General features: G+C 58.3%; 22 protein-coding genes. 13 read left to right on the top strand and 9 right to left on the bottom strand.

All coding sequences use genetic code 11. The features are described 5' to 3' along the window. Positions 1–51: 51 nt before the first annotated feature. Together FHX08_RS24855 and FHX08_RS24850 are read left to right on the top strand one after the other, a co-directional pair. The gene (locus FHX08_RS24855) at positions 52–699 is read left to right on the top strand and encodes a carbonic anhydrase (protein ID WP_132656108.1); all 648 of its coding nucleotides are present in this window, start codon (positions 52–54) and stop codon (positions 697–699) included. 84 nt (positions 700–783) lie between these two features. Continuing rightward, complete coding sequence (locus FHX08_RS24850; RefSeq protein ID WP_184327747.1) at positions 784–2,394, top strand: GGDEF domain-containing protein; 1,611 nt, start codon at positions 784–786, stop codon at positions 2,392–2,394. Between the two features lie 63 nt (positions 2,395–2,457). Here FHX08_RS24850 and FHX08_RS24845 read toward each other — a convergent pair whose 3' ends face one another. The 3 genes from FHX08_RS24845 to FHX08_RS24835 form a co-directional block, all read right to left on the bottom strand. Then, complete coding sequence (locus tag FHX08_RS24845) at positions 2,458–3,279, bottom strand: lytic transglycosylase domain-containing protein (protein WP_132656106.1); 822 nt, start codon at positions 3,277–3,279, stop codon at positions 2,458–2,460. A gap of 169 nt (positions 3,280–3,448) precedes the next feature. Further along, positions 3,449–4,483 carry an aspartate-semialdehyde dehydrogenase gene (locus FHX08_RS24840; protein WP_132656104.1) on the bottom strand — a complete coding sequence of 345 codons (1,035 nt, stop codon included), beginning with the start codon at positions 4,481–4,483 and terminating at the stop codon, positions 3,449–3,451. Between the two features lie 113 nt (positions 4,484–4,596). Next, positions 4,597–4,827: a hypothetical protein gene (locus FHX08_RS24835; RefSeq protein WP_132656102.1), complete on the bottom strand. Its 231-nt coding sequence runs from the start codon at positions 4,825–4,827 to the stop codon at positions 4,597–4,599. Between the two features lie 69 nt (positions 4,828–4,896). Between FHX08_RS24835 and FHX08_RS24830 the strand changes: the two genes are divergently transcribed. From FHX08_RS24830 to FHX08_RS24810, 5 genes are all read left to right on the top strand, one after another. Next, a complete protein-coding gene (locus tag FHX08_RS24830) occupies positions 4,897–6,645 on the top strand; it encodes an alkaline phosphatase (protein ID WP_132656100.1) in 1,749 nt (582 codons plus the stop codon). An 81-nt stretch (positions 6,646–6,726) separates the two neighbouring features. Beyond that, positions 6,727–7,188, top strand: a complete 462-nt coding sequence (locus FHX08_RS24825) for a hypothetical protein (RefSeq protein WP_132656098.1) — start codon at positions 6,727–6,729, stop codon at positions 7,186–7,188. A 6-nt stretch (positions 7,189–7,194) separates the two neighbouring features. Beyond that, positions 7,195–7,884 (top strand): ABC transporter ATP-binding protein, encoded by a 690-nt coding sequence (locus tag FHX08_RS24820; protein WP_132656096.1) that lies wholly within the window; start codon positions 7,195–7,197, stop codon positions 7,882–7,884. After that, on the top strand, positions 7,881–9,149 hold the full coding sequence (locus FHX08_RS24815; RefSeq protein WP_132656094.1) for an ABC transporter permease: 1,269 nt from the start codon (positions 7,881–7,883) through the stop codon (positions 9,147–9,149). Before FHX08_RS24820 ends, FHX08_RS24815 begins: the two co-directional genes overlap by 4 nt. 181 nt (positions 9,150–9,330) lie before the next feature. Beyond that, positions 9,331–11,217: an MFS transporter gene (locus FHX08_RS24810; protein ID WP_184327724.1), complete on the top strand. Its 1,887-nt coding sequence runs from the start codon at positions 9,331–9,333 to the stop codon at positions 11,215–11,217. Positions 11,218–11,299: 82 nt separating this feature from the next. Here the strand turns inward: FHX08_RS24810 and lpxE are convergent, their stop codons facing one another. After that, positions 11,300–12,034, bottom strand: coding sequence for a lipid A 1-phosphatase LpxE (gene lpxE / locus FHX08_RS24805; RefSeq protein ID WP_184327723.1), 735 nt, complete (start codon positions 12,032–12,034; stop codon positions 11,300–11,302). 186 nt (positions 12,035–12,220) lie between these two features. Continuing rightward, on the bottom strand, positions 12,221–13,333 hold the full coding sequence (gene leuB, locus FHX08_RS24800; protein ID WP_132656088.1) for a 3-isopropylmalate dehydrogenase: 1,113 nt from the start codon (positions 13,331–13,333) through the stop codon (positions 12,221–12,223). A gap of 179 nt (positions 13,334–13,512) precedes the next feature. Between leuB and FHX08_RS24795 the strand changes: the two genes are divergently transcribed. After that, a complete protein-coding gene (locus tag FHX08_RS24795) occupies positions 13,513–14,445 on the top strand; it encodes a pyridoxal-phosphate dependent enzyme (protein WP_132656086.1) in 933 nt (310 codons plus the stop codon). 61 nt (positions 14,446–14,506) lie between these two features. Here FHX08_RS24795 and leuD read toward each other — a convergent pair whose 3' ends face one another. The 3 genes from leuD to FHX08_RS24780 form a co-directional block, all read right to left on the bottom strand. Beyond that, on the bottom strand, positions 14,507–15,115 hold the full coding sequence (gene leuD, locus FHX08_RS24790) for a 3-isopropylmalate dehydratase small subunit (RefSeq protein WP_132656084.1): 609 nt from the start codon (positions 15,113–15,115) through the stop codon (positions 14,507–14,509). 132 nt (positions 15,116–15,247) lie between these two features. Then, entirely contained in the window at positions 15,248–15,667 is a 420-nt protein-coding gene (locus FHX08_RS24785) for a glyoxalase/bleomycin resistance/extradiol dioxygenase family protein (RefSeq protein ID WP_132656082.1), read from the bottom strand. A gap of 111 nt (positions 15,668–15,778) precedes the next feature. After that, entirely contained in the window at positions 15,779–16,009 is a 231-nt protein-coding gene (locus FHX08_RS24780; RefSeq protein ID WP_007824784.1) for a hypothetical protein, read from the bottom strand. A 114-nt stretch (positions 16,010–16,123) separates the two neighbouring features. Here FHX08_RS24780 and FHX08_RS24775 point away from each other — a divergent pair, with 114 nt between their 5' ends. Together FHX08_RS24775 and FHX08_RS24770 are read left to right on the top strand one after the other, a co-directional pair. Continuing rightward, positions 16,124–17,029, top strand: coding sequence for a CoA ester lyase (locus FHX08_RS24775; RefSeq protein ID WP_132656080.1), 906 nt, complete (start codon positions 16,124–16,126; stop codon positions 17,027–17,029). Next, complete coding sequence (locus FHX08_RS24770; protein WP_132656078.1) at positions 17,029–17,235, top strand: DUF1737 domain-containing protein; 207 nt, start codon at positions 17,029–17,031, stop codon at positions 17,233–17,235. The genes FHX08_RS24775 and FHX08_RS24770 overlap by 1 nt, the downstream gene beginning before the upstream one ends. 51 nt (positions 17,236–17,286) lie before the next feature. On the opposite strand, the gene FHX08_RS24765 is transcribed toward FHX08_RS24770, so the two are convergent. Then, a complete protein-coding gene (locus tag FHX08_RS24765; protein WP_132656076.1) occupies positions 17,287–17,724 on the bottom strand; it encodes a metallopeptidase family protein in 438 nt (145 codons plus the stop codon). 162 nt (positions 17,725–17,886) lie between these two features. Here FHX08_RS24765 and FHX08_RS31640 point away from each other — a divergent pair, with 162 nt between their 5' ends. The 3 genes from FHX08_RS31640 to FHX08_RS24755 are packed head-to-tail and all read left to right on the top strand — an operon-like array spanning position 17,887 to position 23,760. After that, positions 17,887–18,831 carry an ImuA family protein gene (locus FHX08_RS31640; protein WP_245508328.1) on the top strand — a complete coding sequence of 315 codons (945 nt, stop codon included), beginning with the start codon at positions 17,887–17,889 and terminating at the stop codon, positions 18,829–18,831. Next, the gene (locus tag FHX08_RS24760) at positions 18,743–20,290 is read left to right on the top strand and encodes a DNA polymerase Y family protein (protein ID WP_312862186.1); all 1,548 of its coding nucleotides are present in this window, start codon (positions 18,743–18,745) and stop codon (positions 20,288–20,290) included. Before FHX08_RS31640 ends, FHX08_RS24760 begins: the two co-directional genes overlap by 89 nt. Continuing rightward, entirely contained in the window at positions 20,287–23,760 is a 3,474-nt protein-coding gene (locus FHX08_RS24755; protein ID WP_132656072.1) for an error-prone DNA polymerase, read from the top strand. The genes FHX08_RS24760 and FHX08_RS24755 overlap by 4 nt, the downstream gene beginning before the upstream one ends. The last annotated feature ends 31 nt before the right edge of the window (positions 23,761–23,791 follow it).

Here is a 23,791-nt window from a genome sequence, read left to right as displayed (position 1 = left end):
TATTGCAGCGCAGCAGTTGATCTTGGCTCGCGCACGCGTTAATCCAGGGGCATGATGAGCTTTCCCAACTCCCTTTTGGACGGTTATCGCAACTTCATGAGCGGGCGCTATGCCGACGCTCGCGACCGATATCGGCAGCTTGCGGAAAACGGGCAGAATCCGACGACGCTCGTCATTGCTTGTTGCGACTCGCGTGCGGCTCCAGAACTGATCTTCGATGCAGGGCCTGGTGAGCTGTTCGTCATCCGAAACGTTGCGAACATGGTGCCGCCATATGAACCGGACGGCCATTTTCACTCAACATCGGCGGCTCTCGAATTTGCCGTTCAGGCGCTGAAGGTCAAGAACATCGTCGTCATGGGCCATGGTCGCTGCGGCGGTATCCGCGCCGCGCTCGATCCCGATGCCGAGCCTTTGTCGCCGGGCGATTTCATCGGTCGCTGGATGTCGCTTGTTCGCCCCGCCGCCGAACAGATCGGCAGCAACAACGTCATGACAGCTGCCGAGCGGCAGACGGCGCTGGAGCGGGTCTCCATCCGCAACTCGATCAGCAATCTCAGGACTTTTCCTGATATCAAGGCGCTCGAGGAGGAAGGCAAGCTGGAGCTGCATGGCGCATGGTTCGATATCTCGACCGGCGAGCTCTGGGTGATGGATTCTGAGACACTCGACTTCATCCGTCCCGAAATCTTGGGATAGGCAGCTTTATCGGTTTTTTAAGATATTCCAATAAGCTCGCTTACAAGGTGCAACGCGCGCGGATTGGTCATGAATTTCGAATCAGTGAAATTCAAGAACACAAGCAGGGCAGTGTTGGTCGCTATCCTGCTGCCGTTCGTCTTCATGGTTGCCGAAGGAGTGGTGTTGATCCGCTCTTCGCTCATGCAATACCAGGCGCTCGAAAATGACCACCTCTTTGCGGATGTTCTTGCTCGTGGAGGATCAATTGCCGCTAATGAGATCCTAGCAGAACTGGTTGCGACGCGAATCTATGTTAACAATCCCGACGAGGCGACCAAGGCGTCCATGAAGGAAAGGCGCAGCGCGCTCGACAGCGAACGCGCGCATTTCAACGCCAGCATTCCGCCTATCGGAACGCTCGATCTCGGCCTGCAGTCGCAGCTTTCCGATCTCCGCCTCGCCTATAGCCGCATCATCGCCACCCGTTCGGCGGTCGATCAGGGGTATTACGGCAAGGATGGCAACCCGGTTCACATCTATGGTCAGGCTGGGCTGAAGCAACTTGGCCTTGTCGAATCACTTTCGTCACGGATCCACGACCCCGTGCTGTTGCGCAAATCTAACGAGCTGATGAGCATCTTGCTGACCTATTATGGCGAGCGGCTGATCGGTAGCCTCGGGCAGCGTTACTTCGACCGCGCCGATTTCTCACCTATGTCGCATGGGCAGCTCGTCCAGGGCGAGATGATGCTCGGTAACGGCATGGATCGCCTGCGCTTCCAATCTTCTTCGTCCGTCGTGCGGGAAATTCTTGTCTATCGAGCCCAACCTGACGAGGTCTGGGCCGATACCCTCACCCAGGCCATGGTTTCCGGTGCGCTGCGGCCGGATAAAACGATCCGGGACAAATGGCTTGGTATCCAGAATGAGCGGCTGGATTTTCTGAGACAGAAGATCGATTCCGTCACCGACGACATCCATGTGACCGGGCAGAAGCTGTCGATGCGCTCGCATATTCACATGACAGTCGTGCTTGCGCTGTCATCCGGATTGGTGCTGCTTGTTGCCCTTATTGCAGTGCTTGCAGTTCGGGGCGTTCGTCTCGTCGCTCGTGTCACCGAAGAGCGTGAATTGCTTGTCAATGAGCTGCGCAATGCCGCCCAAACCGATCTTCTGACAGGCCTTTACAATCGCCGTGGTTTCGAAGCTGCCGCTTTAGCGCTCCTGACGCAAGCTGAGTATGGATCACGCTGGATTTCCGTCGTGCTATTCGATCTCGATCACTTCAAGAAGATCAACGACGCGCATGGCCATGATGCCGGCGATATAGTGCTGAAGCAGGTAGCCCGCATCGCACGGGAAAATTTCCGCTCCTTCGATCTTCTGGTTCGCCATGGAGGAGAGGAGTTTATGGCACTTCTTCCGGATTCGATGCCCGAGGATGCGGCCACCGTCGCGGAACGTGTCCGATTGGCCATCGAGGCTGCGGATATCGAGCTGCCGAGCGGCGAGCTTTTGCGAGTTACAGCGAGCTTTGGCTGCGCGGGTCGTGCAAATGCCACGAGCAACCGCAATTTCGATGATCTGGTGAAGCGCGCCGACCTGGCGCTTTATGCAGCCAAGGCTTCAGGACGCAATTGCGTCGTCGCCGGACCGGTCGTTCCCACGGCCTCCTCGCACGAGGGGCGACGTAATGCTGCCGACAGCACCTAGGATTTCTGCATATGAAAACGCCGCATTCTCATGCGGCGCTCACATTAGCTTCTTATTGTCTCTTCAATTGCCGTCGATCTGCTGGCCGATATAGGCGATTGCCTGCTGATAGACCGTCGCGGCATTCCAGCCCTGGATGGCAACGAAGTTCGGCTCGCCCGGCTGGTAACCGGCGCCGGCACGCCAACCATGGCCTTTGAGGAAATTGGCGGTCGACGCTAGGGCGTCGGCGCGGGATCCGACCATATCGATGCGGCCGTCACCGTCACCGTCGGCGCCGTAGCTTACGACGTTGCGCGGCAGGAATTGGGTCTGGCCAATTTCGCCGTGGGCAGCACCTCGGGCTTGCGGGCTGAGGTAGCCCTCTGAAACGAGCTGCAGGGCTGCATAAAGCTGATCGGTGAAATATTCCGAACGGCGGCAGTCATAAGCGAGGGTGGAGACGGCCGACATCGTATGCTGGTTACCCATATAGCTGCCAAAGCCGGTTTCCATGCCCCAGATGGCGATCAGCGGGCCGGCCGGAACGCCAAAACGGCGCTCGATAGAGGCAAAAAGCGGCTGGTTGGCGGCTTTCATCGAACGGCCACGAGAGATGACGGCAGCACCGCCGCGCTTCTTCATGAACTCGTCGAAGGACAGTTTGAAGCTCTTCTGGCCACGGTCGGCTGAAATCGTCGGCCTATTGTAGCTGACATTTGCGAAGGCGCGGTTGAGGACCGACTGGCTGACGCCGTTCGCTGCTGCCGTCTGCTTGAAGTCGGCAACCCAGGCATCAAAACCAGCACTGGTATTGCCGCATTGCGGGCCCTGCGCAAATGCCGGTACCGCATGGAGGACGCCCATTGCCGCGGCGGCCACCAGAAACAACTTTATCATGCGCATTATGAAACCCCGTTCTCGATCTGCCTAGTTTTTAAGCCGGGCAAGAGAATGCCAGCCACGCTCGATTTTGTCACGATCACCTTTTAGCGAGCGCTTATACGGCCGCATATGCCCGAAAAAGCCCCGCTCGTCGAGCAGGGCTTTAGCATTTGATGGTTCACAAATGGTATCAGGCTGCCTGCTTGCGCGGCTTGACGAGACCGCGGTTGACAAGCAGCTCGGCAATCTGGATGGCGTTGAGAGCGGCACCCTTGCGCAGGTTGTCGGAGACCACCCAGATGTTGAGGCCGTTCTCGACGGTTGCGTCCTCGCGGATGCGCGAAATGTAGGTCGCGTCTTCGCCAGCGGATTCGTAAGGCGTGATATAGCCGCCGTCCTCGCGCTTGTCGATGACAAGGCAGCCCGGTGCCTCGCGCAGTATGTCGCGCGCCTGATCGGCGGTGATCTCGTTTTCGAACTCGATGTTGACGGCTTCCGAATGGCCGATGAAGACGGGAACGCGCACGGCAGTGCAGGTCACCTTGATCTTCGGATCCAGCATCTTCTTGGTTTCAGCCAGAACCTTCCATTCTTCCTTCGTGTAGCCGTCTTCCATGAACACGTCGATGTGCGGGATGACGTTGAAAGCGATCCGCTTAGTGAACTTCTTATTTTCGATCGGGTCCGCAACGAAGACAGCACGCGTCTGATTGAAGAGCTCGTCCATGCCGTCCTTGCCGGCACCGGAAACCGACTGATAGGTCGAGACGACAACACGCTTGATCTTGGCGAAGTCATGCAGCGGCTTCAGCGCGACGACGAGCTGGGCGGTCGAGCAATTCGGGTTGGCGATGATGTTGCGCTTGGTAAAGAGCGAGATCGCGTCCGGGTTCACTTCCGGAACGATCAGCGGCACGTCGGCGTCGTAGCGCCAGGCCGAGGAATTGTCGATGACGACGCAGCCCTGCTGGCCGATCTTCGGAGAGACGCGCTTGGAAACTTCGCCGCCGGCCGACATCAGGCAAATATCGGTATCGGAGAAATCATAATTCTCCAGATTGGAGACTTTCAGTGTCCGGTCGCCGTAGGAAACCTCGGTGCCCTGGGAGCGGGCGGAGGCGAGTGCTACGACTTCATCAGCCGGGAAACCGCGCTCGGAGAGAATGTTGAGCATTTCCCGCCCGACATTTCCGGTCGCTCCGGCGATTGCAACTTTGAAACCCATTTCTCAAGCTCTCTTTCTCTTCTCTCCTCTTGTCCAGTGAGGGGGAAAGCTGCGACATCATCGCGGCTTCCTGTCCCCGGCCGGGCCGGGGAGAGAGCGGCAGGCCAGAGACGTCAGACGGTTTTCGTCGTCGTTTTGGCCTTGGTTTTGGAAGAAACCGGAATGGCAAAATCCAGCCTGGCAATTTGTGCCAGGTTATTGCGCTCAGCGATGGCGTGCTCGTGGCGAACCATGGATATTCCTTTTCCGTCGTTGCTCATAAAAGGTTTTCCACAGGAGTCAAGGTTTTTGCTCGTGCGATCGGTATAGGAGCACGGCACTGCAATGCTGCGGCGTTTTGTCATCCCCCTGTCACTGCCGGGCGGTATCCCGGCCACGTTGTAACGACTGCAACGAAAAACGGGGGTTTTTCCATGCGTATGCTTCTCGCTGCTTTCGCGGCCACCACCATTCTTGCCGGCGCTGCTCAGGCAGCTTCGATCTATCCGCTTGATCGTGCCACGATTCTTTGCGGCTCGCCATTCGATTTCAAGGTCGAGCTCTCCAAGCAGGTCAAGCCGGAAGACGTAAAGATCACGGTCAACGGCCAGGATTACAAAACTGTCCTCGGGGGCGAGGCCAAGTTTGTAGAACTGGAAAAGGGCAAGGACGACAAAGCTCTCGGTTCCGCGCTCATTCTGCGCGGCCTGAAGATCGCCGCTCCAGGCACCTACAAGATTGAAGTCGCCGCGGGCGACGAAAAGAAGGCCGTGACTTGGGATGTTTACGGCACGAGCACGCAGCCGAAGGCCAAGAACGTTATCTTCTTCCTCGGTGACGGCCTTTCCGTCGCTCACCGAACCGCCGCCCGCATCATGTCCAAGGGCATGACAGAGGGCAAGGTGAACGGCTATCTGAACATGGACGACCTCGACCATATGGCCTTCATCGGCACGTCTGCCACGGACTCAATTACTACCGATAGCGCCAACACCATGTCCGCCTATATGAGCGGCCATAAGGGTGCCATCAACTCGTTAGGCGTTTATGCCGACCGCACGCTCGACACGCTGGACGATCCGCGCGTCGAAACCCTCGGTGAAGCCCTTCGCCGTCAGACCGCCAAGTCGATCGGCGTGGTAACGACCTCGGAAGTGCAGGACGCGACCCCGGCTGCCGTCGTCTCCCACACTCGTCGCCGCGACGACAAGGCTGAGATCACCGGCATGCTGTTCGACGTCAAGCCGGATGTCATCCTCGGCGGCGGCTCGGCCTATTTCCTGCCGCAGGCAACTGCTGGCTCGAAGCGCAAGGACGACAAGGACTACGTGAAGATGTTCCAGGACGCCGGCTATAAGCTCGCAATCGACAAGACGGAACTTGCTGCGGCTGCTGGCGCCAATGACGGTAAGATCCTCGGCCTGTTCCATACCGGCAACATGGATACGACACTCGACCGCGAATTCCTGAAGAAGGGCACCGTCGGCAAGTTTCCTGCCCAGCCTGGCCTCGTCGAGATGACGAAGGTCGCGCTCGACACGCTTTCGAAGAATCCGGAAGGCTTCTTCCTGATGGTCGAAGGCGCCAATATCGACAAGATGACACATCCGCTCGATAACGAGCGCGCCGTCGTCGATACGATCGAGTTCGACAAGGCCGTCGGCCTTGCGAAGGAATTCGCCGCCAAGAACCCCGACACGCTGATCGTCGTTACCGGCGACCACACACACGGCATCACGATCGTCGGCACGGTCGATGACACGGTCGAAGGCACCGATATGCGTGAGAAGGTCGCTGGCCGCGGCTTCACCAATTATGTCGACGCCAACAATGATGGCTATCCGGATAATCTCGACGTTTCCAAGCGCCTCGCCATGTTCGTCTCGAACTATCCGGACCATTACGAAACCTTCCGCCCGAAACTGGACAACCCGTTCGCCCCCGCAGTCCAGAACGAGAAGAAGGAGTTCGTCGCCAACGAAGCCTACAAGGACATACCCGGCGCCGTCTTCGTCCAGGGCAATCTGCCGAAGAGCCAGGCTTCCGGCGCCCACACGGTCGATGACGTCATCCTGCAGGCGACCGGCCCCGGCTCTGAAGGCTTTAAGGGCTACATGGAACAGAGCGACGTCTACCGCGTGCTGGCCGATACCTTCGCTCTCGGCGCCAAGCAGACGAACTGATCCGTCAGGGCTTTGGCCCTCACTCTTCGCCAATCATGTTCCCGGCCTACGTGGCCGGGGATTCGCTTGCTGGAGACCGATATGGAAAAGCTTTCTTCCCTGCGCTTCACCCGTCGGGGGTTTATCGGGGCGTTGGGCCTCATGCCTTTTGCGGCTTCCGCTGCCCGCGCGGCCGATGCCTCGCTTACCTTCGACGAACTCTATGGCAAGTTCGGCGTCCTCGGGCTTGAGTTTTCCGACAAGGTAAAAACGCTTGCCGGCAGGGACATCAGCATGAAGGGCTTCATGGCACCGCCGCTGAAAGCAGAAGCGCAATTCTTCGTGTTGACCGAAGTGCCGATGTCGCTGTGCCCTTTCTGCTCCTGGGATGCTGATTGGCCTGACAATATCGTCGTCGTCTATCTTGGCGAGAAACAGACCTTCGTGCAGCCGAGCCAGACGATCGAAGTGCGTGGCACGCTCGAATATGGTTCCTGGAAGGATCCGGAAACTGGGTTTGTGAGCCTGCTGCGCATCCGCCAGGCCGAATATTCCACCGTTTGAGCATCGATGCTGGCCCTCGAAATCGAACAACTGATCATGACCTTTTCCGGCCTATCGGCGCCTGCGCTCGCTATCGATCATCTGTCGATTGATGCCGGCAGCCGTATCGCCGTGACCGGCGCCTCGGGTTCCGGCAAGAGCACCTTCGTCAACGTCGTCACCGGGCTGGAGCGGGTGCTCGAAGGCCGCATTCGCTGGAATGGCGAGGATATTGCTGCACTCTCTGAAACTCGCCGTGACCGGTTTCGCGCTGCCAATATCGGATTGGTCATGCAGGAGTTTCATCTTTTTCCTGGCCTTTCGGCCGTCGAAAACGTGCTGCTGCCCGCGCGTCTTGCCAACGCTGCCACGTCGGCGATCATCGAGCGCGCGCATGATCTCCTCAAGATCGTCGGCCTTGGCCGCGCCGGACAGAGGATTGAGACTATGTCGCGTGGCGAAATGCAGCGCGTCGCAATCGCTCGGGCGTTGTTGCGCAAACCCGGCGTCATCGTTGCCGACGAGCCGACGGCCAGTCTCGATGCTGAAAGTGGTGATGCCGTTGGCGATCTGCTTCTCGATCTCGCGATTGCTGAAGGCAGCACGCTGATCGTCGTGTCTCACGATCTTCGCCTTGCCAGCCGTCTCGATCGCCGCCTGACGTTTCGGTCTGGCCGCATCGTCGAGGATTCGACCATCAAGGGGCCGGCCGCATGATCCGCTTCATCCTCGCCGATCTTCGCCGTCTCTGGGCCGGTTCTCTGGTTGTCGTGCTGCTGGTGGCCATTGCGACCGCGCTCGGCGTCTCCGTCATTCTTGAGGAGCGGGCCCTGCGTCTTGGCAGCGCGCGTGCGGCCGACAAGTTCGATCTCGTGGTCGGCGCGGGTGGTAGTGAGACCCAGCTCGTGCTCTCTTCCGTCTTCCTGCAGCCATCCGCGCTGCCGCTGATGTCTGGCGATATTCTTGTGAAGCTTACCGCCGATCCGCGTGTCGAGTGGGCGGCCCCCGTCGGCTTCGGAGATTCGTTTTCCGGCCATCCGATCGTCGGCACGACACGGGCGTTGACCGAGAGGATCTCCGGCAGCTTTTCGGAGGGAAAGGTTTTCTCGAACGAAGGCGAGGCAGTTATCGGCTCTGCCGTCAATCTCGCAATCGGCAGTGAAATCAAGCCGATGCATGGTACGGTCGAAACGGGCGGCCATACGCATACGGAACTTGCCTATCAGGTCACCGGTCGCCTGCAGCCGACAGGTACTGCGTGGGATCGCGCTATCCTCGTTCCTATCCAGGCTGTCTGGCACATCCACGGGCTGGGAGCGGGTGAAGAACATGATGATCACGAAGAGCCTGGTGAAGCGGCACATGCGGAAGATGGGCATGAGCAGGGTCACCATCATGCCGAGCCCGATCCCCATGCGGGTCTGAACGAAAACTGGACAGCGGGAACGCCGGGTCTGCCAGCCATTCTCGTCAAGCCAAAGACCATTGCCGATGCCTATAAGCTACGGCAGGATTATCGCAACGGCACGACGATCGCGGTGTTTCCGGGCGAAGTGCTGACCAATCTCTATGCGACGCTCGGCGATGCGAAGCAGATTCTTGTTGCCGTCGCCTCCGGTGCGCAGGCGCTTGTCGCCGCCTCGCTGATCCTCGTGACGGTTATCCATATCGGCCAGCGTCGCCGCCAGATTGGCGCGCTGCGTGCCTTCGGGGCGCCCCGCGGTGCAATCTTCGGCATCGTCTGGCTGGAGTTTTTCACCCTGGTCGCGATCGGCATCGGCCTTGGCTTTGCGTTCGGCTATGGTGCCGCGCTTGCGCTTTCAGGCTTCTTCTCACAAAGCAGCGGCGTTGCCTTGCCAGTCGGCTTCACCCGCGAAGACAGGGTGCTCGCAACAGTCCTGCTCGCTTTCGCCGCCATCCTGGCTGCTTTGCCGGCAGTCCTTGCCTACAGACAATCTCCTGCCCAAGCGCTACGCGCCTGATCGTGATGGCCTCGCGCGCGCGCCTGCGTGCCGTTGCTTAGACTAAAGTCATAATCCCAAAGCATCCCTCTTTCTGACCTGCCTTTTCTGTCAAACTCTCATCAGGCGTGTCGTGGCTAGCAGCATACTTTGAGGAGGGTAGGCCGCGACCGTTGCTCATCACTTCTGTGGAGGACAGACAATGGCAAATGTCGCAAGCGTCGACGGTACGAAAGCCGGTCCGATGACAGGCGAGGAGAAGAAGGTCATCTTCGCCTCGTCGCTCGGCACGGTCTTCGAATGGTATGATTTCTATCTTTACGGTTCGCTCGCCACCTATATCGGCGCGACCTATTTCACCCAATATCCGGAAGCGACGCGTAACATCTTCACGCTGCTCGCTTTTGCTGCCGGCTTCCTGGTGCGTCCGTTCGGCGCGTTGGTCTTCGGCCGTCTCGGCGATCTCGTCGGCCGCAAATACACTTTCCTGGTGACCATTCTCATCATGGGTCTGTCGACCTTCCTGGTCGGCGTTCTGCCCGGTGCTGCCTCCATCGGCATTGCCGCGCCGATCATCCTGATCGGCCTGCGCCTGCTGCAGGGCCTAGCGCTCGGCGGCGAATACGGTGGTGCGGCCACTTACGTTGCCGAGCACGCGCCGCATGGCCGTCGCGGCTATTTCACATCCTGGATCCAGACGACGGCAACGCTCGGTCTCTTCCTGTCGCTGATCGTCATCGTCACGGTCCAGTCGATCATGGGCGCGCCCGCCTTTACAGCCTGGGGCTGGCGTATTCCGTTCCTCGTCTCCGTCGTCCTGCTCGGCATCTCCGTTTGGATCCGGTTGAAGATGAATGAATCGCCCGCCTTCCAGCGCATGAAGGCGGAAGGTAAGGGATCGAAGGCGCCGTTGACGGAAGCCTTCGGCCAGTGGCGGAATGCCAAGATCGCATTGATTGCGCTTCTCGGCGCTACCATGGGTCAGGCGGTCATTTGGTACGGCGGTCAGTTCTACGCCCTGTTCTTCCTTCAGAACGTGCTGAAGGTCGATCTGCAGTCGGCCAACGTCATGGTGGCGATCGCCCTCTTCCTCGCCACGCCATTTTTCGTCATCTTCGGCGGATTGTCGGACAGGATCGGTCGCAAGCCGATCATCATGGCGGGCCTGCTGATTGCAGCGGTCACCTACTTCCCGTTGTTCAAGGCGATGACTTATACGGCAAATCCAGCTCTCTTTGAGGCGCAGGCGACGATCCGGGCAACGGTAACGGCCGATCCGGCGGATTGCAGATTCCAGTTCAATCCGACCGGCACCTCCAAGTTCACCAGTTCCTGCGATATCGCAACCGCGTTTCTGACCAAGAACTCGGTGCCTTATGACGTGGTGCCGGGGCCGGTTGGCCAGCCGGCAACCGTCAGGATCGGTGACCACACGATCACCAGCTTCGATGCCATCGCAGCCGGTGCCGATGCGGCCAAGACCAATGCGGCTTTCGAAAAGAGCGTCAATCTTGCTCTTCATGATGCTGGCTATCCGCTGAACCGCGGTGCGGCCAGGGTTGCCGATGCCAAGCTCGATGCCTTCATCGCCGCCAATCCCGAACTCGCTCTCAACGCCGATGCGATACGCGCCGGCCAGAAGGAAACACTGCCAGCCGACAAGCTCGTTGCCGGCAAGTTGCTGACGGCGGATGAGGCGAAAGGAATCACCGATATGGCCGTCTTCACGATCCCTGGCGGTGGGTCGTTCGCGATGGTGGCCGATCCTGCTCGCGTCAACTGGGTTGGTACGACTGCCATCCTGTTCGTGCTCGTGCTCTACGTGACGATGGTCTACGGCCCGATCGCGGCCCTGCTGGTCGAGCTCTTTCCGACCCGCATTCGCTATACCGGCATGTCGCTGCCCTATCATATCGGCAACGGCTGGTTTGGTGGCTTGCTGCCCGCAACAGCCTTTGCGATGAGCGCGGCTGCTGGCAACATTTATTACGGCCTCTGGTATCCAATCGTCTTCGCAGCAATCACGTTGGTTGTCGGCGTTCTGTTCCTGCCGGAAACGAAGAACCGTGATATTCACGCGATGGATTAAGGCGCACGGTTATCTTGAAAACAAAGCCCCGGCGCTCAAAAGGCGCCGGGTTTTTCATGCACTATTTCCTCATGCGCAATTTTTATGCATCTGGGAAGTATCGCTTGGACATCGGCCAGCCATCCGGCGCAAGTTTGAAAAGCAGGCCATAACGGGCGTAGACGATGGCCGTCAGCAGCGAGAACCAGGCACCGAAAGCAAGGCCGGCAATGACATCGCTTGGATAGTGCGCGCCGACCATGACACGCGTCATGCTGAGCCAGATCGCGCAGGCGATGAAGGGAACCCGGTAGCGCGGAAAGAGCAGGGCGAAGGCAGCGAAGAAGGCCCCCACCGTAGTCGAATGGCCTGATGGGAAACTCTCCAGTGCTGCATGGCCGGAGAAGGGTGTGAAGGAAAGCACGCCGAGATCCTGGAAATGTTCGGGGCGGGCGCGGCCGATCATCCGTTTCAGGAGATTTGCGAGCAGGCCGGAAAAGACGACGGTCGTGAAAAGATAAGCGCCGATCCAGCTCACATAGAGTGCCTGGGCCTTTGCTCTTGCGCTTTTTAAGAGCTTGTAACCAGCTCTGCCGTGGAAGAAGAGCAGGACGCTGGTGAGGATCAGCCAGGCGGAATTTCCAAAATCCGTCAACATTTCACCGAAACGTTGAATAGGCTCCGGTTGACGGCCGGCACCAATCGGGGCATCGAATATCAGCATGGAAAGGATGACGGCGTTCAGCGTAATGAAAAGGCATGCACGCCACCGCAATGATGGCATCGCACGGCGGCTTCTGCGCCGGCGCCTGTCCAAAGAGACTAAAAGTGCCCGCATTTATACTATCCGGATAACCCTAGGGGGTAACGAATAGGCAGAAAAAATGCACAAGATTACGACAGGCACTGTGTTTCGACAGATAATTTTGAGCAATCTTGATAACGACTACTCCAACTGTCCCTGCTTCAATAAAAAGCCCTCCGCACCAAGTGCGAAGGGCCGAAAAGCGTTTCACGTGAAATATCAGGCAGAAAGAGCCTTGAATTCATCGAGGATGGCGTCACCCATCTCGACGGTGCCGACCTGGTGGCTGCCCGCGGCCATGATATCGCCGGTGCGAATGCCCTTGTCGAGCACGTTGGCGATCGCCTTTTCCAAATTGTCGGCTTCCGTGACCATGTTGAAGGAGTAGCGAAGGCACATGGCGAAGGAGGCGATCATGGCGATCGGGTTGGCAATGCCCTTGCCGGCAATGTCCGGTGCCGAGCCGTGCACCGGCTCATAGAGCGCCTTGCGCTTGCCGGTCTTGCCATCAGGTGCGCCAAGCGAGGCTGACGGCAGCATCCCGAGCGAACCTGTCAGCATGGCGGCAACGTCGGACAGCATGTCGCCGAAGAGGTTGTCGGTGACGATGACGTCGAATTGCTTCGGCTGGCGCACGAGCTGCATGCCGCCGGCATCGGCCAGCATGTGCTCCAGCTGCACGTCGGAATATTTCGCCTTATGCGTCTCGGTCACGACCTGGTTCCAGAGCACGCCAGACTTCATGACGTTGCGCTTTTCCATCGAGCAGACGCGATTGTTGCGGGTGCGGGCCATTTCAAAGGCAACACCGGCAATCCGCTCAATCTCGTAGGTATCGTAGACCTGCGTATCGATGCCGCGCTTCTGACCATTGCCGAGATCGATGATTTCCTTCGGCTCTCCGAAATAGACGCCGCCCGTCAGCTCGCGGATGATGAGGATATCGAGGCCTTCGACCAGCTCCGGCTTCAGCGATGAAGCGGAGGCGAGTGCGGGATAGCAGATTGCCGGGCGCAGGTTGGCGAAGAGTTCCAGATCCTTGCGCAGGCGCAGGAGGCCTGCTTCCGGGCGTACTTCGTACGGAACGCTATCCCACTTCGGACCACCGACAGCGCCGAAGAGCACGGCATCGGCGGCAAGTGCCTTCGTCATATCGTCTTCGGAGATTGCAGCACCATGCGCATCATAGGCGCAGCCGCCAACCAGGCCTTCGTCCGTGACGAAGCCGGCATTCATCGCCTCGTTCATGTAAGCAATGATCTTGCGGACTTCGCCCATGGCCTCGGGACCGATGCCGTCACCCGGCAGCAGGAAAAGATTGCGCGCTGTCATGAAACCCTCCGCGGAAAAACAAGCTGCGGCTTCTTAGACCTCGGAAATAGCCATTTCAAGCGAGAGAACGGGTGAATCGGTACGCTTGCCCCCGCGTCCTGTGATCCCTGACAAGGTTGCCCCGGTACCGGCAACCGGGCTAGAACGGCAGCGCTGTCTATTCTTTTTCGGATTCTCCCATGTCTTTCGCGCCACTTCATCTCGATACGCCCCTCATCCAGACGGCACCCGATTACAGCGCCAGCGGCAAGCCGCTCTGGCTGAAGCTCGATGCGCTGCAGCCCTCCGGCAGTTTCAAGCTGCGTGGCGTCGGCCGGCTTTGCCAGCATGAGGTTCAAAATGGTGCACGCGAGATTTTCTGTGCGTCCGGTGGTAATGCAGGCATTGCGGCAGCCTATGCCGGACGGGCGCTCGGTGTGCCTGTTACGATCGTGGTGCCCGAGACGACGGCGCCGGATGTGCGCCAGACGATTGCTGCAACGGGCGCCAATGTGCTGGTCCATGGATCTGTCTTTGACGAGGCCAATGCCCATGCGATTGCTCTCGCAGAAAGCCGCAAGGCAACCTATGTGCATCCCTTCGATCACCCGCTTCTTTGGGATGGCCATGGGACGCTGATCGACGAAGTCGTGGCGAAGGGCGCAAAGTTCGATTGCGTCATTACCAGCGTCGGCGGCGGCGGGTTGCTTGCCGGTATCGTCGAGGGACTGAAGCGGAACGGGCTTGCAGACGTGCCCGTCATTGCCGTCGAGACGGAGGGGGCCGCGTCGTTCCATGCCAGCCTGAAAGCCAATGAACGCATCTCTCTTCCGGCCATCACCTCGATTGCCACGTCGCTCGGGGCGCGGCAAGTGGCGCAGCACGTTTTCGACCTGCCGAAGCATCATCCGATCGAGAGCGTTCTCGTCAGCGATGCCGATGCTGTGGCCGCCTGCCGAAAATTTGCCGATGCGCAACGCATCCTAGTCGAGCCGGCCTGTGGCGCGGCTCTTGCCGTTGCCGATGTGCATGCCGATCTGCTGTCGCGTTTTGACAATCCGCTGATCGAAGTCTGCGGCGGCATCGGCGTGTCGCTCGAAAAACTGAATGCCTGGAAAGGGAGGTTTCTCTGACTTGCGAGCAAAGAAAAAGCCGGGCGAAAGCCCGGCTTGATCGATAGGCAATGCGTCAGGCCTAAGCAGCCCAGGGGTGCGAAACGGCGTTCTTCTTTTCGAATTCGTCGATTGCCTTGCCCTTTTCCATAGTCAGACCGATATCATCGAGGCCGTTCAGCAGGCAGTGGCGCTTGAATTCATCGAGATCGAATTTGATCGAGCCGCCATCCGGACCGGTGATTTCGAGGTTTTCGAGATCGACGGTCAGAACTGCGTTGGAGCCGCGCTCGGCGTCGTCCATCAGCTTGTCGAGGTCTTCCTGGCTGACCTTGATCGGCAGGATGCCGTTCTTGAAGCAGTTGTTGTAGAAGATGTCGGCGAAGCTGGTGGAGATCACGCAGCGGATGCCGAAGTCGAGCAGCGCCCACGGAGCGTGTTCGCGCGAGGAGCCGCAGCCGAAATTGTCGCCAGCAACCAGGATTTTGGCCTCGCGATAGGCCGGCTTATTCAGCACGAAATCCGGGTTTTCGGAACCATCTTCGTTATAACGGGCTTCGGCGAAAAGGCCTTTGCCAAGGCCAGTGCGCTTGATGGTCTTCAGATAGTCCTTCGGAATGATCATGTCGGTGTCGATGTTGACGACCGGCAGAGGGGCTGCGACGCCCGTGAGCTTCACGAATTTATCCATGACCAATGCTCCATTTCAGCAAAACGTACTTTCTGAATTTGCATCTATTCCAGTTTTCCGCCGAAATGAAGAAGAATCTTTCGCCAAAGGCGGCCACGCGTTTCGCGCGGCCTGCCGATTGCGCGAGCCTCTTTACTTGGACGGTGCGTTCAGACCCCAAAGGACGCCGAACGGATCGCGAAGCTGGCCGTAACGATCGCCCCAGAACATCAGCTCGACCGGCATGACCACCTCGGCGCCGGCAGCCACTGCCCGGTTCCACCAAGAATCGATATCATCGATGACAAGCTGGATGGCAAAACCTTCATGACCTTTGAAGGGATGGCCATATTCCGGGTAGGCATCCGACAGCATCAGCGAACTACCGTTGATGTACAGATGCACATGCATCGTACGGCCGCTTTCATCTGGCGGCACGATATAGGCTTCTTCAGCACCAAAGGCCTTCTTGTAAAATTCCGCAGCCTTAACCGCGCCGTCAACCGTGAGATAGGGAAGCAGGCCGTTCTTGACCGGCGGCATCTTGGTCTGGTTGTTCTCCATCGCATCCATGCTCGTCCTCCATTCGTTCTTAAAGTGCCGGCTGAATGCCCGGCTGCTTCAAGGACGTAGCATGCGAACGTGAGCCGACAATGTCGGCCAGGATTTTCAGCGATAAAGTGATCAGAGATCGATGATCGTGCCGCGGCCGTCGTTCCAGATGCGCATCTCGCGCTTGCCGTCAGCGCGAGCGCGGACGGGAGCGGGCTTCATCTTCATCGAAAGGGCGCGGCCGACCATGAGCACGGTCAGAATGCCGCCAACGGCGAGCGTGACCGAGAAGGTAAGAAGCAGCATGGCCACAAAAACGGTGGCGCCGGCCAGCATGAAGAAGATGGAGCGAATGTTCTGCATTGGTTTGAGACCTTTCTACGGAAAGGAATGTGGTCCTTCTTTTTCTTCTCTGCAAGGTAAGCATGGCTTTTTGTTGTCTTGCCGGGCTTTGCGAAGCTTGGCACTAATGGTCCCATGAGCCGAACACCACCTCTCCGTTCCCTGCGACTGCGCCGCTCGGTATTGAGCGTGCCCGCCATAAATACGCGTGCGCTTGAAAAGACCCATTCCCTTGATTGCGATGCGATTATTTTCGATCTGGAGGACTCCGTAGCGCCTGAGAAGAAGACGGAAGCACGCGATAATCTGAAGACGTTTTTTGCCGGGCCGCCGCTCGAGAGCAAGGAAAGGATCATTCGCATCAATTCTTTGTCATCCGGCTTTGGGCTGGCAGACCTGGAGCTGGTAAAGGCGCTGTCGCCTGATGCCGTTCTGCTTCCGAAAGTGGATGAGCCGCAGGATGTGATGGCTATCGGCGATCTGCTTGCCGAGGCCTATGCGCCGGAGGAACTCCGCATCTGGGCGATGATCGAGACGCCGCGCGGCGTGCTGAATGCTGCAGCGATTGCCGAATCCGGCCGCACGCCGGGATCTCGGCTCGATTGTCTCGTCGTCGGCCTCAACGACCTGCGCAAGGAGACGGGCGTTCTGCCGCAGACCGGACGGACTTATCTGGTGCCGTGGCTGATGCAGGTCATTCTGGCGGTCAAGGCCTACGGGCTCGATGCGCTGGACAGCGTCTTCAACGATTTCCGGGATGCCGATGGCTTCGACGCCGAATGCGGGCAGGGCCGCGGCATGGGTTTTGTGGGCAAGATGCTGATCCATCCAGCGCAGATCGAAGCCGCCAACCGGCAATTCGGGCCGAGTGAGGAAGAGATCGCGGAGGCGGAGGCCATTATTGCCGCCTTTGCCGACCCCGCCACCGAGGGGCTCAACGTCATCAATGCGAGTGGACGGATGATTGAGCGGCTGCATCTTGTCCAGGCGGAGGCTCTGGTCCATAAAGCTCGCCTGGTTTCTGCACGAAAGCCCGTCTAATGAAACTCTATCGCTTCCTGACCGGTCCCGACGACGCTTCCTTCTGCCACAAAGTGACGGCGGCGCTGAACAAGGGCTGGTTATTGTCTGGTTCGCCCACCTATGCCTTCAACGCTGCGACTGGCCAGATGCAATGCGGCCAGGCGGTCTTCAAGGAAGTCGAAGGCAAGGATTATCATCCGGACATGAAGCTATCCGAGCAATAGAGCCTTCCTGTTCCGGCAGAATGGTCCAATCTGACCAGGAAGGCTTTGGGATCAGCGTTGAGCAGCCTCTTCGGCGCTCGCCTCGATGCGCTCCATGTCGTCGTCGCTGAGGCCGAAATGGTGACCGATCTCATGGATTAGCACATGGGTGATGATATCACCCAGCGTCTCGTCGTTTTCTGCCCAGTAATCGAGGATCGGGCGGCGATAAAGGCGGATACGGTTCGGCATCTCACCGGTTTCCACGGTAAAGCGTTCCGAGATGCCGCGGCCCTCGAAAAGGCCGAGCAGGTCAAAGGGCGTTTCCAGCGCCATATCCTCGAAGATTTCGTCATCGGGGAAATCTTCGATCTCGATGGTCAGATTGGTCGTTAGCTTACGAAATTCGTCCGGCAGATGGCTGTAGGCCTCCATTGCCAGCGACTCGAAGGCGCTGATCGTCGGCGCGTGGCGGTCCCGCCAATCATCGCTCTGGTCTATGTGGGCCATGAATATTCCTTCCTTTGCCGGCCCATATAGAACCTTTATTGCCGATTTTCGAGTGCGGAATCAGAGGCAGGAATAAATTCTTATAAAATGGCGGTTGACTCTCTATTAGAGCTCTGGAATCTATAAGAACATAACAGGAACAAGATGAATGGAGTGGACGCCATGGCGCAGACCGCCCTGGCGCGCGAGCGGCTTTTTGCGCTCCGCGAAACCATCGCCCGATTGGAAGGCAAACCTGCACCGGCGCTTGCCGCGGCAGAACGGGAAGCTCTGGCTGAAGGACGAGAGCGGCGGCAGGAGCGCCCGCCCGCCCGTCTTTCTTTCGGTGTGGAACCATTCGATGAGGCACTAGAGGGCGGCTTACAGCTCGATGCAATTACCGAGTTCCGTGCAGCAGCGTCTCGCGATGCGGGGGCCGCAAGCGGCCTGGCGATGGCCGTTGCGGCACGCCTTCAGAGACAGGAGGAAGATGCCGGCAGGCAACTGCCGCTCCTCTGGATCGGCGATGCGGTCGGCACATTGGAGGCGGGTCGTCCTTATGCGCCGGGACTCAAAGATTTCGGGCTGGAGCCGGAACGGTTTTTCCACGCCGCGCCGCGCAAGCTGGAGGATGCGCTCTGGCTGGCGGAAGCTGCCATTGAAAGTGCAGCTTTCTCGGCCGTTGTTTTCGAAGTACGCGGCAATCCCCTGCATTTCGGCCTGACGGAAAGCCGCCGGCTCAGCCTCCGGGCACGTGCCGTCTGCTGTCCGCTTTTTCTTGTCCGCCAGGCTGGAGAGGAGGAGGCGAGCAGTGCTGCCTTCCGCCTGCATGTCGAACCGGCCCCGTCCGATCTGCGGCCGCTGCCGGACGGATCAAAACTTTCCGGCAGTATCGGCAATCCGATTTTCCGTCTCACGCTGGAGAAGAGCCGCAATCCGGCCCCGCTCTCCTTTCTTCTGGAGTGGAACCCCCATGAACGCGAATTTCTCCCCGTCGATGAACCAAGTTTCGCTCGTCCTCCAGGCGAACAGTCAGCGCATTCTGGCGCTCAGCTTTCCGCATCTGGCAACGGACCGCATCGCCCGCAGGCGATGGGGGCTCTCCTGGCGTTCGAAAGGGCGTCCTGAGGAGCCGCCACTCGTCTGTTCCGGCAAGCTCAACAATGCTATGCGGCTGACGGCACTGGATGAATTTGCCGAGAAGCTGGGATTGCGGAAGGAACAGGGCGTTGCCGAGGCGCGCGCCATGTATCCGGCACTCGATGTGGTGGAAGAAGACCCTGCAGCCGACCGCAGGCTGCTGGAAGGGATCGCCGACTGGTGCGACCGCTACACGCCGATGGTAGCGCTCGACGGCAAGGATGGGTTGTTTCTCGATATTACCGGCTGTGCCCATCTCTTTGGGGGTGAAAGCACGCTCCTGAGGGATATCCTGTCGCGGCTCTTCCATATGGGGCTCGATGCACGGGGAGCGATTTCCTCGTCTCCGGGTCTTTCCTGGGCCGTCTCCCGCTTCGGGCAGGGCGGAGTCGTGGAAGAGGAGGAGACGGAACGCATATTGATGCCGCTGCCTGTCGCAGCCTTACGGCTGGAAGAACAGTCCGTCGATGCCCTAAGAAAGCTCGGCCTCAAATATATCGGTGACGTCATTCATGCGCCGCGGGCACCGCTGACCCGCCGTTTCGGACCAATGCTGCTTCTGCGTCTCGATCAGGCGGTTGGCCGCGAGGAGGAGCCGATTTCACCCCGGCGTCCCGTCGCCAGCCTCTCGTCCGAGTGCCGTCTGGTCGAGCCGATTGGTACGGAAGAACAGATCCTTGCCGTCATCGGGCAGGTTGCCATATCGCTGAAACCCTCCCTGGAGGCGCGCGGCGTCGGCGGCCGGGTGTTCGAGCTGGTGCTGTTTCGTGTCGATGGCAGGGTTTTCCGCATTTCCGTCGGCGCTTCGCGGCCGCTTCGTGAACCAAAGCTAGTTGCAGGACTGTTTTCCGAGCAACTGCAGGTGATCTATGACGATATCGATGCCGGCTATGGCTTCGAAATCCTGCGTCTGAATGTCCTGCGGCATGACCCGTTCCGTGATGCGCAGGGTGACTTCGGAGGCGATCGGCAGGGGGAAATTTCGCTTTCGAGTTTTATCGATCGTGTTGCGGCGCGGCTTGGCCCGGATTGCCTCCAAAGCTTCCAGCTTCGCGAGAGCCATGTGCCGGAGCGTGCCGTGCTTACGGTGCCGGCAATGGAGAGCCTTCCGGCTCGGCGCAAGGTGGAGCAGGACAGTGCCCTTCCCTTCCGCGAGGAGCGCCCTCTGCGACTCTTTAAAACGCCGGAACCGGTAGAGGTTGCATTTGCCGAAGTGCCTGACGGTGCACCGCAGATTTTCCGCTGGCGACGTCTGCAGCATCAAGTGGCAAAGAGCGAGGGGCCGGAACGGATCGCCATGGAATGGTGGATCGATGGAGACGATGCCGAAACGCGGGATTATTTTCGGATCGAGGACGAGGCCGGACACCGCTTCTGGATCTATCGCCTGGGGCTCTTTCGTGAGAACCCCAATCCCCGCTGGTTCATGCACGGGGTTTTTGCATGAGACCCGAACCCGCATTTTTCGAGATCGGCGCGAAGACGAATTTCTCGTTCCTCGAAGGTGCTTCGAAACCTGAAGAGATGGTCGTGCAGGCCGCTTTTTTGAAGCTTGGCGGTCTCGGGATTGCTGACCGCAATTCGGTTGCCGGCGTGGTGCGGGCTCATGCGCAGGCACAGCAGCTTGTGGAGAGATACAAGAACAGGGATGCGATATTAGCCGAGGCAGAGAAGAAGGGAAAAACGGAGATCATTCTCGATCCTATCCGGGTTCAGCCGGGCGCCCGTCTCGTCTTTTCCGATGGAACGCCTGATATCCTTGCCTATCCACGGAACCGGAAAGGCTGGGCAAATCTCTGCCGCCTGCTCAGCGCCGGAAACCTGAAAGAGGAAGCCGTCAAGGGAACCTGCATCCTCACGGAAGCGGAGCTCATGAAATGGGGCGACGAGATGATGCTTGCCCTCATCCCGGATCGTATCGTTATAAATGACCCAGCCAAACAGGCGGCGCTCGAAGACTATCTGGAGCGGTTCCGCAAACGGTTCCGCAAGGCATTTTTCATGGCGTTGTCGCCAGCCTATGACGGCCGCGATCGGCAGGCCTTTGCGGTGCTTGCCATGCTTGCCGCCCGCAACCGAGTGCCGCTGATTGCAACCAATCAACCACTCTATCATCATCCTGAGCGCCGGCCGCTTTCGGATGTAGTCATCGCAATCCGGGAACACGTGCAGATATCGGAAGCCGGATTCCTTTTGGCGCCGAATGCCGAGCGCTTTCTCAAGGATTCACGTGAAATATCCAGGATATTTGGGGACTATCCCGACGCGATAGAGAACACGCAGGTCTTTTTCGACAAATTGATCTTTTCGCTGAATGAGCTGAAACATAATTATCCGCCTGAAAACGACCCCGGCGAGACGCCGCAGGAGACGCTTGAAAGACTGACGAGAGTGGGGGCGGCAAAACGCTATCCCGATGGCATTCCCAAGAAAGTAGCCAAGCAAATCGATTATGAACTGAATCTCATCAGCGAGAAAAATTACGCCTCCTATTTCCTGACGGTTCACAAGATCGTTCAACACGCTCGCTATGTGCTTGAAGTTTTGTGTCAGGGACGAGGGTCAGCTGCCAATTCGGTCATCTGTTATTGCCTTGAAATTACAGAGGTTAATCCTGAAGATTGTACGCTCCTTTTCGACCGTTTTATTTCTATGGATCGCCATGAGCCGCCGGATATCGACGTCGATTTCGAGCACGAGCGACGGGAAGAGGTTATTCAATCTATTTATGAAAGGTATGGCCGTGAGCATGCCGGTCTGGCGGCTGCTGTCACTAGCTATCGCACCCGTTCAGCAGGCCGTGAAGTCGCCAAGGCCTTCGGTCTGTCGGAAGATGTCCAATCGGCGATTAGTAGTCTTATCTGGGGTTGGTCAGAGGATAATCTCTCGGAGCGGGACGCGAAGGCGGCCGGCCTTGATATCAAAGACCCAGTAACACGGAACGTGCTGAAATATGCCTCCGAGCTTTTGAGTTTCCCACGGCACCTTACGCAGCATGTCGGTGGTTTCGTGATCACGCAGGATCGGCTTAATGAGGTGGTTCCGATCATGAAGACGGCTATGCCGGATCGCTACATGATCGAGTGGGATAAGGATGATCTCGACAATCTCAAAATTCTCAAGGTGGATGTTCTGGCGCTTGGCATGCTGACCTGTCTGCGAAGGGCTTTCACGCTGCTTGAGTTAAATTACCGGGTAAAAAAGACGCTCGCCGATCTCGGCCATAAGGATCATGGAGAGGAAGGCAAGCCGGTTTACAAGATGATGTGGCGAGCGGATACACTTGGTGTCTTCCAGATTGAAAGCCGGGCACAGATGAGCATGCTGCCGCGTCTTAAGCCCGATAAATTCTATGACCTTGTCATCGAAGTTGCCATCGTCCGGCCCGGCCCGATCCAGGGAAACATGGTCCATCCCTACCTAAAGCGTCGGGAAGACGATAAAAAGGGCATTCCGATCCAATATCCGAGTGAGAAACTGAAGACTGTTCTTGAAAGAACCCTTGGGGTTCCCCTGTTTCAGGAGCAGGCCATGCAGATCGCCATTACCGCAGCAGACTTTGAACCAGCAGAAGCAGATCGGCTCCGACGGTCGATGGCGACATTCAAGAGAACCGGCACAATTGATAGCTTCCAAAAACGGTTCGTGGATGGAATGCTCAAAAATGGTTATGACCATGAATTCGCGGAGCAATGTTTCAACCAGATCAAAGGCTTTGGCGAATATGGCTTCCCCGAAAGCCATGCGGCCTCCTTCGCCCTACTCGTCTATGCCTCCTCATGGCTGAAAGCCTATTATCCCGACGTCTTCTGCGCAGCGATGCTGAATTCGCAGCCGATGGGCTTTTATGCTCCGGCGCAGCTGGTACGGGATGCGCGCGAGCATGGGGTGAAGATCCTGCCGGCTGATATCAATCGCTCGGATTGGGAATGCACCCTTGAGGCAGCGGTTTTTGACCGGGCAAGTGTCGATTTCCGCCACGACGAAATGCGGGACATCATCAAGTCTCGCCATGCTGTGCGGCTTGGCCTTCTGCAGATCAAGGGCGTTTCCTCTAAAGATATGAAACAGCTCGTCGAGAACCGTGGCGAGGGTTACCATTCTGTACGTGACCTCTGGCTGCGCTCCGGCCTGCAGAAATCCGTCATCGAACGATTGGCAGATGCGGACGCCTTTCAATCCCTTAAACTGTCACGGCGCGAGGCGCTTTGGGCAGTGCGGGCACTGGATGTGAAGAGCGCGACTGAAGAGCTACCGCTTTTCGAGACGGTCCGTTACATCGATCTTCAGCCTGAACCGGCTGCGAACCTGCCGGACATGCTGCCGGGAGAACAGGTCATCGAGGATTACCGCTACCTGTCGCTATCTTTGAAAGGGCATCCTGTTTCCTTCCTGCGGGAAGAACTAGGCAGGGCAGGTGTGACACGCAATGTCGACCTGCTCCGCGTTGCGAATGGGACGCGAGTGACGATCGCGGGACTAGTGCTGGTGCGCCAGCAGCCGGGTTCGGCGAAAGGTGTGATCTTCATGACGCTGGAGGACGAGACCGGTGTTGCCAATGCCATCGTCTGGAAGAAAATCTTCGAACGATATCGCGCAGTGGTCATGGGCGCCCGACTTGTGAAAATCTACGGCAAATTACAAAGCCAAAGTGGCGTTATTCATACGGTCGTTGAACATATCGAGGATATGACCCCGCTGCTCGGCATTCTCCAGCGTGAGGCAAGGCGCTTTGGCGTCAGCGAGCATTCAGATGAGGTATTGCGTGCGACGCAGGATCATCGGCAGCAGAAAAGAACTGATGCACTGGCAAGGGATGGACTTGTCAGAAAGATTACGGATGGACGATCGCTGGAGAGGGATAGCGATCTAGCGGAGACTGCAAGCGTAATGCCGCGTGGGCGGAATTTCCACTGATGATCCCCGATATCCGGGAAAGCGATCTTTC

Origin of the sequence: Rhizobium sp. BK529 (assembly GCF_014194105.1) — a bacterium.
Lineage (GTDB): Bacteria > Pseudomonadota > Alphaproteobacteria > Rhizobiales > Rhizobiaceae > Rhizobium.
The sequence above is the reverse complement of the archived record's forward strand: the minus strand, read 5'-3'. Positions and strand labels throughout refer to the sequence as shown.